Annotated in this window: 16 protein-coding genes; 6 read left to right on the forward strand and 10 right to left on the reverse strand. The window is 72.4% G+C overall.

The window, feature by feature from the left end; translation table 11 throughout:
• The first annotated feature begins 442 nt into the window (after window positions 1-442).
• Window positions 443-1,759, forward strand: a complete 1,317-nt coding sequence (gene aspS, locus OG990_RS01740; protein ID WP_406081622.1) for an aspartate--tRNA(Asn) ligase — start codon at window positions 443-445, stop codon at window positions 1,757-1,759.
• A gap of 97 nt (window positions 1,760-1,856) precedes the next feature.
• Here aspS and lipB read toward each other — a convergent pair whose 3' ends face one another.
• Window positions 1,857-2,498, reverse strand: a complete 642-nt coding sequence (lipB, locus tag OG990_RS01745) for a lipoyl(octanoyl) transferase LipB (RefSeq protein WP_328418993.1) — start codon at window positions 2,496-2,498, stop codon at window positions 1,857-1,859.
• 61 nt (window positions 2,499-2,559) lie between these two features.
• Entirely contained in the window at window positions 2,560-4,386 is a 1,827-nt protein-coding gene (locus OG990_RS01750; RefSeq protein ID WP_406078788.1) for a DUF2079 domain-containing protein, read from the reverse strand.
• A 207-nt stretch (window positions 4,387-4,593) separates the two neighbouring features.
• On the opposite strand from OG990_RS01750, the gene OG990_RS01755 reads away from it, so the two are divergent.
• Complete coding sequence (locus OG990_RS01755; protein WP_406078790.1) at window positions 4,594-5,805, forward strand: PHB depolymerase family esterase; 1,212 nt, start codon at window positions 4,594-4,596, stop codon at window positions 5,803-5,805.
• A gap of 104 nt (window positions 5,806-5,909) precedes the next feature.
• On the opposite strand, the gene OG990_RS01760 is transcribed toward OG990_RS01755, so the two are convergent.
• Complete coding sequence (locus OG990_RS01760; protein ID WP_406078792.1) at window positions 5,910-6,809, reverse strand: TIGR01777 family oxidoreductase; 900 nt, start codon at window positions 6,807-6,809, stop codon at window positions 5,910-5,912.
• A 322-nt stretch (window positions 6,810-7,131) separates the two neighbouring features.
• Here OG990_RS01760 and OG990_RS01765 point away from each other — a divergent pair, with 322 nt between their 5' ends.
• On the forward strand, window positions 7,132-7,983 hold the full coding sequence (locus tag OG990_RS01765) for an NAD(P)H-binding protein (protein ID WP_406078793.1): 852 nt from the start codon (window positions 7,132-7,134) through the stop codon (window positions 7,981-7,983).
• A gap of 26 nt (window positions 7,984-8,009) precedes the next feature.
• On the opposite strand, the gene OG990_RS01770 is transcribed toward OG990_RS01765, so the two are convergent.
• A complete protein-coding gene (locus tag OG990_RS01770; RefSeq protein WP_406078795.1) occupies window positions 8,010-9,008 on the reverse strand; it encodes an aldo/keto reductase in 999 nt (332 codons plus the stop codon).
• Window positions 9,009-9,064: 56 nt separating this feature from the next.
• Between OG990_RS01770 and OG990_RS01775 the strand changes: the two genes are divergently transcribed.
• On the forward strand, window positions 9,065-9,475 hold the full coding sequence (locus OG990_RS01775; RefSeq protein ID WP_328418987.1) for a MerR family transcriptional regulator: 411 nt from the start codon (window positions 9,065-9,067) through the stop codon (window positions 9,473-9,475).
• 23 nt (window positions 9,476-9,498) lie between these two features.
• Here OG990_RS01775 and OG990_RS01780 read toward each other — a convergent pair whose 3' ends face one another.
• From OG990_RS01780 to OG990_RS01790, 3 genes are all read right to left on the reverse strand, one after another.
• Window positions 9,499-10,005: a hemerythrin domain-containing protein gene (locus OG990_RS01780; RefSeq protein ID WP_328418986.1), complete on the reverse strand. Its 507-nt coding sequence runs from the start codon at window positions 10,003-10,005 to the stop codon at window positions 9,499-9,501.
• Window positions 10,006-10,096: 91 nt separating this feature from the next.
• Window positions 10,097-11,434 carry a low temperature requirement protein A gene (locus tag OG990_RS01785; protein ID WP_406078797.1) on the reverse strand — a complete coding sequence of 446 codons (1,338 nt, stop codon included), beginning with the start codon at window positions 11,432-11,434 and terminating at the stop codon, window positions 10,097-10,099.
• Window positions 11,435-11,479: 45 nt separating this feature from the next.
• Complete coding sequence (locus OG990_RS01790) at window positions 11,480-12,049, reverse strand: TetR/AcrR family transcriptional regulator (RefSeq protein ID WP_406078798.1); 570 nt, start codon at window positions 12,047-12,049, stop codon at window positions 11,480-11,482.
• A gap of 148 nt (window positions 12,050-12,197) precedes the next feature.
• Between OG990_RS01790 and OG990_RS01795 the strand changes: the two genes are divergently transcribed.
• Window positions 12,198-13,133 (forward strand): SDR family NAD(P)-dependent oxidoreductase, encoded by a 936-nt coding sequence (locus tag OG990_RS01795; protein ID WP_328418983.1) that lies wholly within the window; start codon window positions 12,198-12,200, stop codon window positions 13,131-13,133.
• 106 nt (window positions 13,134-13,239) lie between these two features.
• Here OG990_RS01795 and sucB read toward each other — a convergent pair whose 3' ends face one another.
• Complete coding sequence (gene sucB / locus OG990_RS01800) at window positions 13,240-15,048, reverse strand: 2-oxoglutarate dehydrogenase, E2 component, dihydrolipoamide succinyltransferase (protein ID WP_406078799.1); 1,809 nt, start codon at window positions 15,046-15,048, stop codon at window positions 13,240-13,242.
• Window positions 15,049-15,115: 67 nt separating this feature from the next.
• Window positions 15,116-16,507 carry a dihydrolipoyl dehydrogenase gene (lpdA, locus tag OG990_RS01805; protein ID WP_328418981.1) on the reverse strand — a complete coding sequence of 464 codons (1,392 nt, stop codon included), beginning with the start codon at window positions 16,505-16,507 and terminating at the stop codon, window positions 15,116-15,118.
• Between the two features lie 177 nt (window positions 16,508-16,684).
• On the opposite strand from lpdA, the gene OG990_RS01810 reads away from it, so the two are divergent.
• A complete protein-coding gene (locus OG990_RS01810; RefSeq protein ID WP_406078801.1) occupies window positions 16,685-17,014 on the forward strand; it encodes a hypothetical protein in 330 nt (109 codons plus the stop codon).
• A gap of 54 nt (window positions 17,015-17,068) precedes the next feature.
• Here the strand turns inward: OG990_RS01810 and OG990_RS01815 are convergent, their stop codons facing one another.
• Window positions 17,069-18,643, reverse strand: a complete 1,575-nt coding sequence (locus OG990_RS01815; RefSeq protein ID WP_406078802.1) for a leucyl aminopeptidase — start codon at window positions 18,641-18,643, stop codon at window positions 17,069-17,071.
• Window positions 18,644-18,673: the final 30 nt, after the last annotated feature.

Consider the following 18,673-nt stretch of genomic DNA (forward strand, 5'->3'; position numbering starts at 1 on the left):
GCCCGACGGCCGTCGTCTATGTGCGTCAGGCGACCGGCATCACGCCGCAGATGTTGTGACGCCGGACACCGCCCTGCCGAAAATGGGCGTCACACCGACGGACGTCGGGTGCTACGGTCACCGCCAACAGCGACGACGGAGCCGAGTAGCGCCCCGACCCGCCAGTGCAGAGAGCCGCCGGTGCTGAGAGGCGGTCTGGCGCCGGTGCGTGAAGACCCTCCCGAGCTGCGGGAAGAACGGTTGCGGGTCGCCCCCGTGCCCAGTAGAGCCCGCCCGGCTGGCCCCGGTCATCAGGCGACGAACGAGGCTCCCGCTCCGGCGGGGGCGAAGGTGTGGTGGCACCGCGAGGTTCCCGCTCGCCCACACCTCCCTGGGGCTGATGCGACGCTTCGCCGCCCGGGAGGTGGCGAAGGCGTCGCGATTGACCGAGGAGCAGCCCACCATGCAACGCGTCCTTTCCCACCACCTGCACCTCCACCTCGGCACGACCGTGCGGATCGCCGGCTGGGTACACCGCCGCCGGCTGCTGAAGTCGGTGGCCTTCCTGATCGTGCGGGACGCCGCCGGCCTGGCCCAGGTCGTCATCACCGACCCGGCCGTCCGCGCCGACCTGGAGAAACTCACCGAGGAGACGGTCGTCGAGGTAACCGCCACGGTGGTCGCGCGGGACAGTCCCGCCGCGCCCACGGCCGATGCGGCTACGACGTCCGCCGGGGTCGAGCTGACCGACCCGACGGTACGCCCGCTCGGCCCGCCCGCCGTGCCGCCACCGTTCGACCTGTACCGGCCGGCGCTCACCGCGAGCCTGCCCACCCAGCTCGACCATGCGCCGACCGCGCTGCGGCACCCCACCCGGTCGGCCGCGCTGCGCGTCTCGGCGGCCGCGGTGGCCGGGTTCCGGGCCGCGCTCGACGCCCGGGACTTCGTGGAGATCCACACTCCGAAGGTGGTCAGCTCGTCGACCGAGAGCGGCGCGAACGTGTTCGCGCTGGACTGGTTCGGCCGGCCCGCGTACCTGGCCCAGTCGCCGCAGTTCTACAAGCAGCTGATGGTCGGCGTCTTCGAACGGGTCTACGAGGTGGGGCCGGTGTTCCGGGCCGAGCCGCACGACACCGTCCGGCACCTCGCGCAGTACACCTCGCTCGACGCGGAGCTGGGCTTCGTGGCCGACCACCGGGACGTGATGCGCGTGTTGCGTGACGTCCTGGCCGGGATGCTGGGCGCGGTGGGCGAGCGGGCCGCGGGTGCGTTGGAGACGCTCGGCGTCGAGGCGCCGGCCGTGCCGGCGGAGATCCCGGCGGTGCACTTCACTGACGCGTTGCAGATCGCCGGCGCACCCGACGACGAGCCGGACCTCGCGCCCGCCCACGAGCGGGCGCTGGGGGAGTGGGCCCGCCGCGAGTACGGGTCGGAGTTTCTCTTCGTCACCGGCTACCCGATGGCGAAGCGGCCGTTCTACACCCATCCAGACCCGGGCCGGCCGGCGTACTCCAACGGTTTTGACCTGCTCTTTCGTGGCCTGGAGCTGGTCACCGGCGGGCAGCGGCTGCACCGGCACGCCGACTACCTGGCGGCGCTGGCGGCCCGGGGCGAGCCGGTCGAGCCGTACGCCGGGTATCTGGACGCGTTCCAGCACGGCATGCCGCCGCACGGCGGCTTCGCCATCGGCCTGGAGCGCTTCGTGGCCCGCCTGGTCGGCGCGGCCAACGTCCGGGAGGTCACCGCGTTCCCGCGCGACCTGCACCGGCTGACCCCGTGACAAACAGGGGCCCCTGTCCACGCCTTCGGCGGAACAGGGGCCCCTGGGTCGTCATTCGGGCGGATCGAGCCGACGGCATCGCACCGCCGGCCGGGTGCTACACCTCGATCAGGGTGGACAGTCGGCGCTCGACGACCGGGAGCACGTCGGCGACGGTGATCGGGCGGCCCAACTCGGCGGTGAGCGAGGTGACGCCGGCGTCCCGGATGCCGCACGGCACGATCCGGTCGAAGGACGTCAGGTCGCAGTCGCAGTTGATCGAGAAGCCGTGCAGTGTGACGCCCCGGGCGACCCGGATGCCGATGGCGGCCACCTTGCGGGCCGGCCCCCGGTCGTCCTCGGGCACCCAGACACCGCTGCGGCCCTCGACCTGGCCGGCGGCCAGCCCGAACTCGGCGCAGACGTCGATCAGCAGTTTCTCGGTGCGGCGCACGTAGGCGACCACGTCCACCGGGTCGGGCAGTCGGAGGATCGGGTAGCCGACGAGCTGCCCCGGCCCGTGCCAGGTGATCTTGCCGCCGCGGTCCACGTCGACGACCGGGGTGCCGTCCGCCGGCCGGTCCCACGGCTCGGTGCGCTTGCCCGCGGTGTAGACGCTCGGGTGCTCCAGCAGCAGCACGGTGTCGCCGCGTTCGCCGGCCACCACCGACTCGTGCAGGCGGCGCTGCTCGTCCCAGGCGGCCTGGTACTCGAGCAGGCCGGCGCGGACGGCCGTCAGGCCGGAGGTCGTCGTTGTCACGCCACCGAGCCTAGTCCGGCCACCGGCTCCGATCCCTGGTGAGCCGCCTCACCACGGCCGGTCAGGCCGGCGGAACGCGCCAGACCCAGACGTCGTCGACCCGTTGCGGCTCACCGAACAGAGCGGTGGCGGTACGCCGGACCGCCTCCTCGTCAACGTCGAACTTCGCGCCGTGCACCCGGTCGGCGAGCACCACCGTCTCGATCCGCCAGTGCCGCAGGTCGGAGCGGACCTCCCGGATGGTGCCGTCGGTGACGATCGGCACCGTTCCGGTGCGGCCCGCCTGGTCCATCAGCGCGCTCAGGGTGCGCGGCACCGGCCCGATCCGGCCGCGTCCGTCCGGGCCGCCGGGGCCGAGGAAGAAGCCGCCCGGGATGGCGAACTCACCCTGCCGGTGCGACAGCGCGTACGCCTGCCAGCGCTGACCGTCCGGGTAGATGTCCACGGTCAGCGGCAGCGGGGTGAGCACCCCGCCCGGGGAGACGTACTCCCGCCAGGTCCCGGCCGTGATGAACCGGGGGATGGGCTCCCGCTCGTGGGTCAGCAGCGGGGTGGGCAGGAGCGGCAGCAGGGCCACCGCGAACCCGAGCGACCAGGCCAACTCCGTGGAGCGGTGCCGCGGCGGCGCGGCGCGCAACTGGTCGATGGTGTACGCCAGCAGCACCCCGATCACCGGCGCGACCACCAGGGCCAGCCGGGCGGGCAGCGCGGCGTTCACCACCGGCAACTGCCCGAGCAGGTCGAACGGCATCGGCAGGTCGGTGCGCCGCCCGTCGACCTGCGCCACCGGCCCGAAGGAGAGCACCGTGAAGATCAACGCGGTGGCGCCCAGAGCCCAGAGGGTGGCCCGGCGGCCGGCGTCGGCCCACCGCCAGAGCGCGACGAAGCAGACCACGGTGAGCACCAGCAGCGGAATGCCGAAGAACGAGTTCTCCTCGGTCGGGTTCGGTGCCAGCGAGGTGCCCAGCCCGGCCTCACCGGCCAGCGAGCGGCGCGGGAAGGCGGCGAACGCGGCGATGTCCTCGGAGTGGGTCACGGGGTCGAAGCCGGTGCCGTGGAACCGCTGCGGTCCGGCGAAGTGCAGCCACAGCGGGTACGACAGCAGCGCGGCGGCCACCACCGCGGTCACCCCGAGCCCGCGCAGGAAGGTGGGCAGCACGGCCCGCGCCTCGGCCCGGTGGGCCGGGTGTACCGCCCAGACGGCGACGAACACTCCGAGCGCGAGCGCGGTGAAGAACAGGCCCTCGGCGGCGATCGAGAAGGCCACCGCGACCAGGACGCCGAGGATCACCCCGTCCCGGAGCCAGTGCCCGGGCCGGCGCAGCGCGAACAGCCGCCAGATCAGCAGCGGCACCAGCCAGCCCGCGGTCCAGTTCAGGTGGGCGTTGGCGTGCGAGACCATGCCGGGGGAGCAGGCGATGAACAGGCCGCCGATCCCGGCGGCCAGCCGGCTGCGGACCAGGTGCCGGGAGAGCAGCCAGTACCAGGCCAGCGCGGTGGCGAGCAGGTTCAGGGTGAGGATCACCAGGAACGTCGCCGGCGGCCCGATCAGGTACGTGAGCGGGGCGAAGACCACCGCGTACACCGTGATCGAGGTGTTGACCGCGAGGTTGACCCCGTCCGGGACGTTGATCAGATACGTGAAGAGCGGGTTGTCCCCGTGGGTGACCGCGTGCCCGCCGAAGGCCAACAGCCACTCGAAGAGCGCCTGGTCGCTGGAGTTGACGGTGATGGTGCGCAGGTTCGGGTCCCGCCACAGCCCACTGGTCACCCAGACGGCGAGCGCGAGCGCCACCAGCACGACGATCAGGTCGGCCCGGCGGTCCCGCACGGTGTGCGGCGGTGACGCGGGTGCGGGCCCGGTGGCCAGCGACGGGGAGGACGGCACGCAGCGGACGTTACCAACCGGACCTGGACCGGCCGGTCAGACACGGAACCTTCGGGCACACATCGCGTCGCGGGACGGCCGAACCGGGAGCACATCTTGACGTCGGTGAATGTGTGAGTGTGCCCCATGTCATAGCGGCGACACATCGACGTAACGTCTCGGCAATTCGACCGTGACTCAGTTCACATTTCGCCCCGGGAGGCCGCCGTGCGCCGCTCCTCATCCCTCCTCACCCGGCTGACCGGTGTGGTCGCCGGGCTCGTCCTCGCCGCCGCCGGCGTCGTCGCCCTCGCCGCGCCTGCCCAGGCTGCCAGCCTCACCGCGGTCGCCAGCTTCGGTTCCAACCCCGGCAACCTGGCCATGTACGCGTACCGGCCGGACAACCTGCCGGCCAACCCGCCCGCCGTGGTGCTGTTGCACGGCTGCACCCAGAACGCGTCCGGCTACTTCACCAACTCCGGCTGGCGCAAGTACGCCGACCAGTGGGGGTTCGCGCTGATCGTGGCGGAGCAGAAGTCCGGCAACAACGCCAACAGCTGCTTCAACTGGTTCGAGCCGGGGGACACCGCCCGGGGTCAGGGTGAGGCGCTGTCGATCAAGCAGATGGTCGACCACGCGAAGGCGAACTTCGGGGTGGACGGTGCCCGGGTCTTCGTCAGCGGCCTGTCCGCGGGTGCGGCGATGAGCTCGGTCATGCTCGCCACGTATCCGGACGTCTTCGCCGCCGGATCGATCATCGCGGGCATTCCGTACCGCTGCGCCACCAGCATGGTCAACGCGTTCAGCTGCATGAACCCGGGCGCGGACAAGAGCCCGGCGGCCTGGGGCGACCTGGTCCGCGGCGCGTACTCCGGCTACACCGGCCAGCGGCCCAGGGTGGCCATCTGGCACGGCACCTCGGACACGACCGTCGCCCCGCTCAACGGCACCGAGTCGCGTGACCAGTGGACCAACGTGCGCGGCGTCTCGCAGACCCCGAGCAGCACCTCGTCGCTGCCCGCCGGCACCAGCCTGGAGGTGTACGGCAACGACGACGTGCGGCTCTACCGGGTATCCGGAATGGGTCACGGCACCCCGGTCGACCCGGGCTCCGGCGCCGATCAGTGCGGCACCGCCGCCGCGTACTTCCTGGACACGATCTGCTCGACGTACCGCGACGCGCTCTTCTTCGGCCTGAACGGCGGCGGAACCACCCCGACCCCCACCCCGACGGCCACCCCAACCCCCACGCCGACCCCCACCACGCCCCCGACCTGCGTGACCGCCAGCAACTACGCGCACGTGGCCGCCGGCCGCGCGTACCACTCCGGCGGCTACGCCTACGCGAACGGCTCCAACCAGCGAATGGGCCTCTACAACACCTTCTACACCAGCGCCCTCAAGCAGACCGCCCCCAACCACTGGGTAATAGGCTGCTGACCCCCCCACCCCACCCCCCGGGCGCTGACCCCCGTCGATCATGAAGTTGTTGCCACGACACGCCGAGGTGGCTGGCAATAACTTCATGATCGACGGCGGTGGGGTTACTCGGTGAGGGCGGCGTGCAGGGCGGTGCGGAGGTCTGGGTGGTGGTACGGGTAGCCGGCCCGGGTGAGCACGGCGGGTAGGACGCGGGTGCTGGTGAGGGCCTCGTGGGCGAAGCCGCCGAGGACCACCTTGAGTGCCAGCGCGGGGATCGGGATGATCGCCGGCCGGTGCAGTTGTCGGGCCAGCTCCCGGGTGAACTCGGCGTTGGTGACCGGGTTCGGTCCCACCACGTTCACCGGGCCGGCGATGTCGGCGCGGTCCAGCAGGAAGCGGATCGCGTCCAACCAGTCGGCCATCGAGATCCACGGCAGCCACTGACGGCCGCTGCCCAGGCGGCCGGCGATGCCCAGCTTGAACGGCAGCAGCTGCGGCTTGAGCAGCCCACCGTCGCGGTGCAGCGGCAGGCCGGTGCGCAGCCGCACCACCCGTACCCCGGCGTCCTCCGCCGGCCGGGTCGCGGCCTCCCAGACCCGGCAGACGTCGGCGAGGAAGCCCTCGCCGGCCGGGGCGTCCTCCTCGACGACCCGGTCGCCGGTGTTGCCGTACCAGCCCACCGCCGAGGAGTTCAACAGCACCTGCGGCCGGTCGGTGGCCGGCAGCCCGGCGATGGTGGTCGCCAGGGTGCTGGTGCTGTCCACCCGGCTGGTACGGATCAACCGCCGGTAGTCGTCGTTCCAGCGCTTGTCGCCGACCCCCGCGCCGGCCAGGTTGACCACCGCGTCCGACTCGGCGACGGTCGCCGGGTCGAGCTGCCCGGCGGCCGGATCCCACCGCCGCTCCCGCGGGTCGCGCGCCGGCCGGCGAACCAGCCGGGTGACCTGGTGGCCGTCGGCCGAGAGCCGGTCGACCAGCCGGGTGCCGAGGAAGCCGGACGCGCCGGCCAGAAGGATCCGCATGCCCCTCATCTTCGCCCAGAACGCCGTCGGTGGATGCGTCGGGCGGCCGACGTCACCGGCTGCGGAGCGACCCGGCGAAGAAATCTGCGCGGATCCACCGGGCGGCGTGGAAAACGCAGGTCAACGGGCGTTCCAGGCGCCGAAAAAGGCTGTCGCGCGCATTCGGCGGTCGGCGTGTTTCCGCAGGTCAGAGCGAACGTGAATGCAATGTTCGCGATTGCTTCCGGCGTCGATCTGACTGACCATGAGCCATCCGAGTGCACCCCCGAATGGCGGGGTTGGCGCACCATGCCCGCCGTCGGGCAACCCGTGAGGAGGAACCATGCCGATCCTGGTGACCGGAGCGACCGGGACCGTCGGAGGCAGCCTGGTCCGGCAACTGGTGGCCGCCGGCCACGAGGTACGCGCTCTGACGCGTGACCCCGCCTCGCCGGGGGCCGCCGCCCTGCCCCGCCGGGTGGAGGTGGTGGCGGGTGACTTCGCCAGGCCGCACACGCTGGCCCCGGCGCTGCGCGGCGTGACGCGCATGCACCTGGTCGCGATGGACGGGTACGGGCCGCTGACCACCGGTGCGGAGATCCTGGAGCTGGCCCGGCAGGCCGGCGTCCGCCGGATCACCCACCTCGGTCACAACGATCCGAGCCGGGCGGACGACGACCCGATCGAGGCACCCCACCGGCCCCTGCACCGGGCCGTCGAGAACTCGGGCCTGGAGTGGACGCATGTCTTCCCCGGCGAGTTCATGGCGAACACCCGGGACTGGGCGGCCGGCATCCGGACCGAGGGGGTGGTGCGGGCGCCGTTCGGGGACTGGAACAGCGCGTTGGTCCACGAGGCGGACATCGCCGCGGTCATCCTGGCCGCGCTCACCGACGATGGCCACGCCGGCCGGGTGTACCAGCCGACCGGGCCGGAGCCGGTCCGCCGCCGGGACGCGGTCCGGATGATCGGCGAGGCGATCGGCCGTCCGGTGCGGTTCGACGAGCTGACCCCGGAGCAGGCCCGGGAGCACTGGAAGGATGACTACCCCGCCGAGGTGATCGAGTGGTTCCTGGAGATGGGGCGGTATCCCGACGGCAACGGCTGGGTCGCCCCGGACGTCGAGCAGGTGACCGGACGCCCCGGGCGCACGTTCCGGCAGTGGGCCGCCGAACACGCGGACGACTTCCGCTGACGGCGCCCGGGGCGTGGACCCGGTGGTCAGGCCGCGTGGGCCGGACGCAGGTCGGCGAGCAGTCGCTCCACCTCGGCGTACGCCTCGGCGCTCAGCGGGCCGAGCGCCAGGGTGGCCAGGTTCTCCTCGGCCTGGGCCACCGTGCGCAGGCCGGGGATCGGCACGGTGCGCGGGCTGCGCGCCAGCAGCCAGCCGAGCGCCCCCTGGACCAGGGTGCGCCCGTCGGCGGTGAGCGCCGCCCGGACCTGTTCGACCCGGGCCGCCCAGCGCGGCGTCGGGCGTCCGTCGGTGAACCACTCCAGCCACTCCGGTGCCCGGCCGCGCACGTCGTCCCCGCCGACCGCCCGGGTCGACCCGGTGAGCAGCCCCATCGCCAGCGGCCCACGGTTGAGGCTGGCCAGGTCGTAGCTGTCGCAGACCGCCAGCACCGCTGCGTTGTCCCGCAGCACCGACTCGTCGTGCTGGATGGCGGCGCAGTGTGCGCCCGCCGCCGCGAAAGCCTCCGCCGAGGCCGGGTCGTCGGTGCTCCACCCGTACGCCCGGATCTTGCCCTGGCCGACCAGGTCCTCCAGGGTGCCGACCAGGTCGAGCGCGGCGGGCACCGGCAGCTCGTTGATGTGCAGTTGGTAGAGGTCGACGTGGTCGGTGCCGAGCCGGCGCAGCGAGTCCTCCAGGCTGCGTACCGCGAAGGCGGGGCTGGCGTCGGTGCCGAGCGCCCGCCGGGTGGCCTCGTCGCTGACGTTGCCGAACTTGGTGGCGATCACCGCACTGTCCCGCCGCCCGGCCAGAGCCCGGCCGAGGATTCGCTCGCTGTGCCCGGCGCCGTAGTTGCTGGCCGTGTCGAACAGGGTCACCCCGAGGTCGAGCGCGCGGTGGATGGTGCGGATCGACTCGTCATCGTCCACCTCGCCCCAGCCGAACGGCTGCCCGTCGTCACCCCAGAGCGGGCCGCCGATCGCCCAGCACCCCATCCCGATCGCGCTCACCTCGATGCCGCTGCGTCCCAGCGTCCGTGTCGTCGTCATGCGGACCAGCCTCCAACCTGGAGTGCACTCCAGGTCAAGCACTACCCTCTCGGGACATGAGTGGTTACGCCCCCGCGGAGGCTGCCCGCCGCAGCGGCTTCAGCCTGGACACCCTGCGGTACTACGAGAAGATCGGCCTGCTCGCCGACGTGGGCCGGACGGCGGGCGGCCGGCGGGTCTTCACCGACGACGACCTGAGCTGGTTGGTGCTGTTCCGCTGCCTGCGCGACACCGGGATGCCGATCGCCCAGATGTGCCGCTACGCGCAGCTGGCCCGGGAGGGTGAGCACACCACCGACGAGCGGCGGGCGCTGCTGGAACGGCACGCGGTGCGGGTCGAGGACCAGATGCGCCTGCTCCAGCGCCAGTACGACCACCTCCGGGAGAAGATCCGCTTCTACGAGCGGCTGCCCGGCCCGGGGCCGGAGACGGGGCAGCCGTCGGCAGCCGCCCGCCCCGGCTCGTAGGCGGCTCGGGCGGCGAACAGCCGTCAGTCGGCGGGTTGCGGCGCGGTCAGGCCGAGGAGTTCCTCGGCCGTCCCGGGTTGGCCGGTGAGCGCGTTCAGCGCGTTGACCAGCCTCTTCTCCTCGTACCGGAAGTGCGACTCCAGTAGCGCGGCCAGCCCGTCCAGCTCGCCGCGCAGTTGGGCCGCCGGCGTCGCCGTAACATCGCCCAGCAGGTCCTCGACCCGCTCCAGGATCCCGGCCACCACCTCGTGGTCGGTGATCAGGTTGGCGATGACGGGGCGTAGCTCGGGGACCTGGTCGGCCAGCAGCCGGAAGGCGCCGGCGTCCTCCCCGGTGTGGTGCCGGCCGAGGGCGGCGCAGAAGGTGAGGCAGTGGGCCCGCAGGTCCCGCGATGGGCGGACCTCGCCGGGGGAGGCGGGGTCGAGGCTCGCCCGGAGGCGGGCCAGCTCCGCGCTGAGCCAGAGGTGGATCTCGATCATCTGATTGCCGACGGCGGCGAGCCGGCCGGCCGGTGAACTGGTTGGGTGCACGTTTGTCCCATGCTGTCCCCGCGCCTCCATGCCCACGGCGGCCTTCGTGCCGGGTGCACCGCGACGCTGGGCCGGATCCTATCCCGAGGGGTCAGGGCGTGGTGGGGTCGTCCGGCTCCCTGAGGTCGTGCCAGCGGGCCCGCCAGGCGGCCTCGTTGGCCTCGTGGGTGGTCCGCTCCTGGAAGACGACGGCCCGCAGCGCGTGCCGGGAGCTGGCCATCACCATCACCTCCACGGCCACCAGTCCGACACAGATCACGGTCGCGAGGGTGAGCGCACCCAGCGCCGGCAGGTGCTGACCGATCGGGAGGGTCAGCGTGAGCACCACGATGACGCCGACGCGGGTCCAGCTGACGGTGTGCAGGGTGCGGAGCTGGAACAGGATGTTGGTGGCGAAGTAGCAGATCAACCCGCCGAAGAGCATCGGCACCGCCGGTCCCTCGACCTTTTCGGCGATCCCGCCGGCCGAGTCAGTGATCTTGTGCAGGACCTGCTCGTTGCCGATGGAGAAGAGGATCACACCGGCGATCATCGGCAGGTAGAGGTACGCGTACGCGTCGCGGGCCATCGCCACCCGGGGGCCACCCTCCGCCGCGTGCAGGGCGATCCGGGCGGCTGGCCCGATGAAGTCGAAGTGCGCCCACCAGAGGGCAGCGGTGACCACGATGCCGAGCGCGGCGGCCGCCACCGCCGGCCAGGTGACCGGCTTGCCGAGCAGGTTGCCGCCCACCCCTGTGGAGATCACCGATTCGCCCAGAGCGATGATCAGGATGAGGTCGTAGCGCTCTGTCCAGTGCTCGGCGCTGGTCACCCCCCAGCCCCAGGTGCCGACGATGAAGCCGGTGGCGTACTGCACCACCACCACAGCGATCCACAGCCCGTCGCGAACCATGGCGGCCCGGTCGGGGTCGGTGATCTGCGGCGGGATGAGCGCGGCGGCCAGCAGCAGCACGATGCTCACCGCAAGCTCCGGGGCGAACCGCCGCAGTTGCCGCCGCTCCTGCGGGCTGTCCCGCACCACATGCTGATACAGGATCATGTGAACGGCCCGGACCACGACGTAGCTGATGGCCACCAGCATCGGGCCGGAGGCGCTTCCCTTCGGGTCGCTGAACGCCTGCGGCAGCCCCAGCGCGAACGCGAACAGGGCGACCATCGCGATCACCATGAGCACCGGGACGTAGCCCTCGCCGAGCCGGACCCGGGTGGCGACCAGGCTGTGCACCACCCAGATCCACCAGAGCACGGCGAGGACCAGGCCGGCGTGCAGCAGTTGCCGGCCGGAGATGTTCGCGGCGGTCGCGCGGGTGATGATGAAGAACGAGAAGACGAAGACCAGGTCGAAGAAGACCTCGAACTTGTCCACCCGTGCGCCGGGGGCGATCGGGACGGCCGGCCCCAGTTGCCCACGCCGCCGGAAGCCACCCACGAACCCACTCTGGCAGCGCCCAGCCTGGGCGGAGGCCGGAACGGGTCAGCCCGCTCGCCGGTGCCGCAAGCCGTCCATCAGTAGGTCGAGCAGCCGGTCGGCCTGGGCACGCTCACCGGCGGCCAGGGAGATCCCGCTCAGGCTTACCAGCACGTCGCCGGTTTCCACGTCCGCCCGGACGATGCCAGCCGCGACGCCCGCGGCCAGCAGCCGGCCCAGCGCCTCCAGCAGCCGGTCCCGGCTCTGCGCGTACGGGTTGGCGCCGGCGGCGATCACCAGGCGCAGGGCGTCGGCCATCCCGCGCTTGGTGGCGAGGTAGTCGATGAACCGGGACATCCAGTCGCGTAGCGCCCGATCCGGCGGCAACCGGTCGAGCAGTTCAGGCGCGGCCTCGCAGAGCTTGCCGAGCTCGTTGCGGTACGCCGCCTCGACCAGCGCCTCGCGGGTGGGGAAGTGGCGGTAGAGGGTGCCGATGCCCACCCCGGCCTCCCGGGCGATGGCGTCGAGCGTTACCTCCGGCCCGGGGCGGGAAAACGCCTGGACCGCGGCCTCCAGCAGCCGCTCCCGGTTGCGCAACGCGTCTGCCCGTAGCGGGCGGGGGCCGGTCTCCGGCACGTCTCCTCCTTGGCTGGTAGGGCCGACGGGTGCACCCCGCAGTGGTATCCGGAGGAAACTCCGGTTAGTCTCGACCGTAGCGGAGGATCCTCCGCTTCCATCGTAGTGGCGGGCCGGTCGGTCCGCCCCACCCGGACAAGGATGGATCATGACGACGAGCACCCCGATCACCACACCGTTCACCCATGACTCCACCGCCATGGACGTGATCCAGGGCGTGGACCTCGGCGGGCGGCGGGCGATCGTCACCGGCGGGTCGTCGGGCATCGGCGTGGAGACCGCCCGCGCCCTGGCCAGCGCCGGCGCGCAGGTCACCCTGGCCGTCCGCAACACCGACGCCGGGCAGCGCGTCGCCGACGACATCACCGCCACGACCGGTAACGACCGGATTCTGGTCGCCCCGCTCGACCTCGCCGACCAGGACTCGGTCGCCGACTTCGTGGCCAACTGGGACGGCCCGGTGCACATCCTGGTCGACAACGCCGGCATCATGGCCGCGCCGCTGAGCCGGACCCCCCAGGGCTGGGAGATGCAGTTCGCCACCAACCACCTGGGGCACTTCGCGCTCGCCACCGGACTGCGCCCGGCTCTGGCCGCCGCCGACGGGGCCCGGATCGTCTCGGTCAGCTCCGCCGCGCACCTGCGCTCGCCGGTGGTCTTCGAGGACATCCAGTACGACCGCCGGGCGTACGAGCCGTGGCAGGCGTACGGGCAGTCCAAGACGGCCAACGTGCTCTTCGCCGTCGAGGCGACCCGGCGCTGGGCCGACGACGGCATCGTGGCCAACTCGCTGATGCCCGGGGCGATCCGGACCAACCTCCAGCGCTACGTCAGCGACGAGGAACTCGACCGGTTGCGCGCGGGCAACGCGGCTGCCTGGAAGACCCCCGAGCAGGGTGCCGCCACCTCGGTGCTGGTCGCCGCGTCGCCGCTGCTCGACGGGGTCGGCGGGCGGTACTTCGAGGACAGCCAGGAGGCCGGCCCGGCCAAGCCCGGCGATCGTCGCGGCGTCGCGGAGTACGCGCTGGACCCGGAGGCCGCCGAGCGGCTCTGGGAGGTCTCGACCCAGCTGCTCAAGGGCTGAGCCCTCCGGCACCGGCCCGGTTCCGACCCGGCCGGCGCTTGCCCACCACGAACGACGAAAGGGCGCCCCGGTCGACGACCGGGGCGCCCTTTCGGTTGGCTCGGAATCAGGCCAGGCCCAGCTCCGACTCGAAGTTGCCGGCCTCCAGCCGCTCCTTGACCGCGGCCAGGAAGCGGGCCGCGTCGGCGCCGTCGATCAGCCGGTGGTCGTAGGACAGGGCCAGGTAGACCATCGACCGGACCGCCACGACCTCGCCCAGATCCGGGTCGTTGACCACGACCGGCCGCTTGACCACGGCACCGGTGCCGAGCATCGCCGACTGCGGCGACGGCACGATCGGGGTGTCGAAGAGAGCGCCCCGGCTGCCCGTGTTGGTCAGCGTGAAGGTCGCCCCGGCGATCTCGTCCGGGCTGATCTTGTTGGTCCGGGTCCGCTCGGCCAGGTCCGCGACCCGCTTGGCGATGCCGCCCAGGTTGAGGTCGCCGGCGTTGTGGATGACCGGAACCAGCAGGCCCCGCTCGGTGTCCACGGCGATGCCGAGGTGCTCCGCCTCCGGGTAGGTGATCGTGCCGCCCGCCAGGTCCATCCGGGCGTTGACGATCGGGTACGTCTGCAGCGCCTCGACGGCGGCGAGAGCGAAGAACGGCAGGAAGGACAGCTTCACGCCGTGCCGCTGCTGGAAGGAGTCCTTCGCCTGCGTCCGCAGCTTGGCGATCCGGGTGACGTCCACCTCGATCACCGTGGTGAGCTGCGCCATCTCGTGCAGCGACTCCTGCATCCGCGTGGCGATGGCCTTACGGATCCGGGTGAGCTTCTCCGTGGTGCCCCGCTTGCCGCTCGGCTGCGGCTTCGCGACCGGCTTGGCCGGGGCCGCGGCGGCGGCCGGCTGCGGCGCGGCGGGAGCGGCCTTGGCCGCCTTCGCCTTCTCGGCCGCCTCCAGCACGTCCTGCTTGCGGATCCGACCACCCACGCCGGTGCCGTTGAGCGAGGACAGGTCGACGCCGTGCTCGCTGGCCAGCTTGCGCACCAGCGGGGTGACGTAACCGGCGGCCTCCTCGCCGCCACCCTGCGCCGGAGCGGACGGGCGCTGCGGCGTCGGGGTCGGCGCGGACGGCCGCGCGGCCTGCTCGGCCTTCGCCGGCTGCGCCGAGGTCTCGGCCGCCGCGGCGGGCTCGCTGTACGACGTGCCGGGGGTCGGCTCCTCGACCTTCGGCTCGGCCTTGGGCGCCGGCTTGGCCTCCGCCTGCGGCTCGGGCTTCGGCTCCGGCTTCGCCGGCGCGGGGGCCGCACCGGCAACGCCGATGATCGCCAGGTCGGCGCCGACCGCCGCGGTCTCGTCCTCGGGGACCTTGATCTCCAGCACCGTGCCGGCGACCGGCGACGGGATCTCCGTGTCCACCTTGTCGGTGGAGACCTCCAGCAGCGGCTCGTCCACCTCGATGGTGTCGCCGACCTGCTTGAGCCAGCGGGTGACCGTACCCTCGGTGACGCTCTCGCCCAGGGCCGGCATCTTCACCGCGGTGCCCTCGCCCGAAGGCGCGGCGGCCGGAGCCGGCGCCTCGTCCTGGGCCACCTCGGCGGTGGTGCCCTCGGCGGCGGCCGTCGGCTCGGCGGCCGGCTCGACCGGGGCCTGCTGCTGCTCCTGCGGGGCGGCCTCGCCGCCACCCGCCGACTCGCCCTCACCGGCGATGACGGCCAGCTCGCTGCCAACCTCGGCGGTCTCGTCCTCGCCGACCACGATGCGGCTCAGCACGCCCGCCGCAGGCGACGGGATCTCGGTGTCGACCTTGTCGGTCGAGACCTCGAGCAGGGGCTCGTCGACCTCGACCGTGTCGCCCTCCTGCTTGAGCCAGCGAGTGACGGTGCCCTCGGTGACGCTCTCGCCGAGCCGGGGCATGGTGACCGATACCGGCATTTTCTGAGACTCCTTCATTCCCCTGGTGGGATCTTCGCCCGTCGCCGGACGCCGCGGGTTGTCGTGGTCAGGCGTGCGCGTGCAGCGGCTTGCCGGCGAGGGCCAGGTGCGCCTCGCCCAGGGCCTCGTTCTGGGTCGGGTGGGCGTGCACGAGCTGGGCGACCTCGGCCGGGTAGGCCTCCCAGTTGTAGATGAGCTGCGCCTCGCCGACCAGCTCACCCACCCGGGCGCCGACCATGTGCACGCCGACCACCGGGCCGTCGTCCACCCGGACCAGCTTCACGAAGCCGGCGGTCTTGAGGATCTGGCTCTTGCCGTTGCCACCCAGGTTGTAGTTGTACGTCTTCACCTTGTCGGCGCCGTACTGCTCCTTGGCCTTCGCCTCGGTCAGGCCGACCGATGCCAGCTCCGGGTCGGAGTAGGTGACCCGCGGGATGCCGACCTCGTCGATCACGGCCGGGGTCTGGCCGGCGATCTCCTCGGCGACGAAGATGCCCTGCTGGAAGCCGCGGTGCGCGAGCTGGAGGCCGGGCACGATGTCGCCGACCGCGTAGACGTTCGGCACGCTGGTGCGCAGCCGCTCGTCGGTCAGCACGTAGCCGCGGTCCATCTTGACGCCCTGCTCCTCGTACCCGAGGTTGGCGGTGTTCGGGCCGCGACCGACGGCGACGAGCAGCAGTTCGGCCTCGACGGTCTCGCCGCCCTGGATGGTCAGCTTGACGCCGTTCTCGGTCTTCTCGACCTTCTCGAACGGCTTGCCGACCTTGAAGTTGATCTTCCGCTTACGGAACGCCCGCTCCAGCGCCTTCGACGACTCCTCGTCCTCGGCGGCCACCAGGCGGGGCAGCGCCTCGACGATCGTCACGTCCACCCCGAAGGACTTCCACACGCTGGCGAACTCGACGCCGATCACACCGCCACCGAGCACGATCGCGGAGGCGGGGATCCGGTCCAGAACCAGGGCGTGGTCACTGGTCAGGATCCGCTCGCCGTCGACCTCCAGGCCGGGCAGGCTCTTGGCGTACGAGCCGGAGGCCAGCACCACGTTGCGGCCGGTGTAGCGCTTGCCGTCCACCTCGACGGTGTTCGGCGCGACCAGCGTGCCGCGCCCCTCGACGATGGTGATCGACTTGTTGCCCTTGAGCATGCCCTGCAGGCCCTTGTACAGGCGGGAGACCACCCCGTCCTTGTACGCGTTGACCCCGGCCATGTCGATCCCGACCAGCTCGGCCTTCACACCGAACTGCTCCGACTCGCGGGTCTGGTCGGCGATCTCCGCCGCGTGCAGCAGCGCCTTGGTCGGAATGCAGCCGTTGTGCAGGCAGGTGCCGCCGAGCTTGCCCTTCTCGACCAGGGCGACCGTCAGGCCCAGTTGGACGGCACGCAGGGCGGTCGCGTAGCCGCCGCTGCCACCTCCGAGGATGACGATGTCGAAGGTTGCGTCGTTCGGCTCGCTCACGTCCAACTCCCAGGTCGCGTCACTGCATCGGGGGTCACAGAGGTGTAACAGGGACACACCCCACCTCGGTCATCTTGTCACCACTGGGCACAGGGTGCGTACCGAGGTGCCCAACGACACGTCGGTGACACGTACCCTTGGCACCGTTATCGATGACAAACGTGGGGGAGAGGTCCGGTGGGATTGTTCCGCCGCCGTAAACAGGCGCGTGTGTCGAGCCACGACCGCGCGGCCGATCGTGGCGACCTCGACCATCTGGAGAACTTTGTCCGGAGCCGGCGTGGCGTCGAGGCGTACATCGAGCCGCGGACGACGGTGACCGAGACCACGGTCATCCTGATCGCCGACGACGGGGAGTGGACCCGCCGGCGCGTCGACGGCCCGGACGGCGCCCGGCGCTTCGCGTACCGGATGGGCATCCCGGTGTACGACGTCCGGCTGATGGGCTACCCGCAGCGCATGCGCGACTTCAACGAGCGCCGCAAGCGCCGCCCCGAGCGGTACTGAACGCGACCGGGGCGCCCCCGTGCGGGGGCGCCCCGGTCGTCGGTCTTCTGACGGTCAGCCGTTGACGGCGACGTCCTCGACCAGCTGCACCAGGGTGCGGACCGGCACGCCGGTGCCGCCCTTGGTCCAGTAGCCGGTCGGCTCGCCGGAGTGGTAGCCCGGCCCGGCGATGTCGATGTGCGCCCACGCCACGTCGTCGGTCACGAACTCGCGCAGGAACACGCCGCCCTGCAGCATGTGACCGGCCCGGTCCATCCCGGCGTTGACCTGCGAGATGTCCGCCACGTCGGAGTCCATGCCCTTGCGCACGTCGTCCGGCAGCGGCATCGGCCAGGCCGGCTCGCCGACCGCGTCGCCGACCGTCCGGACCCGCTCGCACAGCTCGGGGGTGCCCATCACGCCGGCCATCCGCTTGCCGAGCGCGATGACCTGGCCGCCGGTCAGGGTGGAGGTCTCGAACAGGTAGTCGGTGCCGTCCTCGCAGGCGCGGGCGATCGCGTCGGCCAGGATCATCCGGCCCTCGGCGTCGGTGTTGAGCACCTCCACCTTCTTGCCGCTGTACATGCTGATCACGTCGCCCGGCCGGTAGCTGGTGCCCGACGGCATGTTCTCCGCCATCGGCAGGTAGGCGCTGACCGCCACCGCCGGCTTGAGCCCGGCGATCGCCAGCATGGCGGCGCCCACCGCGGCGGCGCCCGCCATGTCGGACTTCATCTCCCACATGCCCTGCGCCGGCTTGATCGAGATGCCGCCGGTGTCGAACGTGATCCCCTTGCCGACCAGCGCGACCCGCTTGCCGTTGCCGCCATCCTGCGGGGTGTAGGTCAGCTTCACCAGCCGCGGCGGAGCCTCCGAACCCTGCCCGACCGCGACGATGCCGCCGTACCCGCCAGCGACCAGCGCCGCCTCGTCCAGCACCTCGACGCCGAGGCCCGCGGCACGGGCGGCGTCGGCCACGGCGTCGGCGAACGACGGCGGGCGCAGCTCGTTCGGCGCGGTGTTCACCCAGTCCCGGCTGAGCCGGACCGCGCCGGCCACCACCTGCGCCCGGCTGATCTCGGCCTGGGCGCCCTCGTCACCGGCGTCCGGCACCGCGACCAGCACCTCGGCCACCGGCTCCCGCCGGGCCGGCTGCGGCCGGGTCTTGTAGCCGGCGAACCGGTACCCGCCGAGCAGCGCGCCCTCCGCGACCGCGCGCAGGGCGGCCGGCGCGTCGGCGTCGTCCGGCAGCGGCATGGCCAGGGCCACCTTCGGTGCGCCGGCCAGGGCCCGGATCGCCGCGCCGGTCGCCCGGCGCAGCGTCTCCGGTGCCGGGGCGGCACCCGACGGCTCCGGGCCGAGCCCGACCGCGGCGACCACCGGGGCGGTGATCGTGCCCAGCGTGGCCAGCTTGATCACCTCGCCCGGGCCACCGGTCGCGCCGAGCAGCGCCAGGGTCTCGGTCAGCTTGCCGTCGAACGCGGCGGCGATGCTCTCCGCGCCGCTGGCGAGCAGCAGGGTGCCGGTGCGGCCGCTGGTGGCGTCCTGCTCTCCGGGCTGGCTGTGCACGCCGATCACGATCGCGTCGACGGCGAGTTCCGCCGGGTCGGTGTCGACCAGGCTCAGGGTGGTGGTGCGGGGTGATGTCACTGAAGCTACTCCGGGCGGGCCGGGCCGGCC

Origin of the sequence: Micromonospora sp. NBC_00858, from assembly GCF_045207365.1 — a bacterium.
Taxonomy (GTDB): Bacteria; Actinomycetota; Actinomycetes; order Mycobacteriales; family Micromonosporaceae; genus Micromonospora.

What these genes read in the sequence shown, in the direction of transcription:
- aspS (WP_406081622.1), top strand. Translation starts at nt 443, where the DNA reads ATGCAACGCGTCCTTTCCCACCACCTGCACCTCCACCTCGGCACGACC.
- OG990_RS01760 (WP_406078792.1), bottom strand. Translation starts at nt 6,809, where the DNA reads ATGCGGATCCTTCTGGCCGGCGCGTCCGGCTTCCTCGGCACCCGGCTG.
- OG990_RS01765 (WP_406078793.1), top strand. Translation starts at nt 7,132, where the DNA reads ATGCCGATCCTGGTGACCGGAGCGACCGGGACCGTCGGAGGCAGCCTG.
- OG990_RS01770 (WP_406078795.1), bottom strand. Translation starts at nt 9,008, where the DNA reads ATGACGACGACACGGACGCTGGGACGCAGCGGCATCGAGGTGAGCGCG.
- OG990_RS01775 (WP_328418987.1), top strand. Translation starts at nt 9,065, where the DNA reads ATGAGTGGTTACGCCCCCGCGGAGGCTGCCCGCCGCAGCGGCTTCAGC.
- OG990_RS01795 (WP_328418983.1), top strand. Translation starts at nt 12,198, where the DNA reads ATGACGACGAGCACCCCGATCACCACACCGTTCACCCATGACTCCACC.
- sucB (WP_406078799.1), bottom strand. Translation starts at nt 15,048, where the DNA reads ATGCCGGTATCGGTCACCATGCCCCGGCTCGGCGAGAGCGTCACCGAG.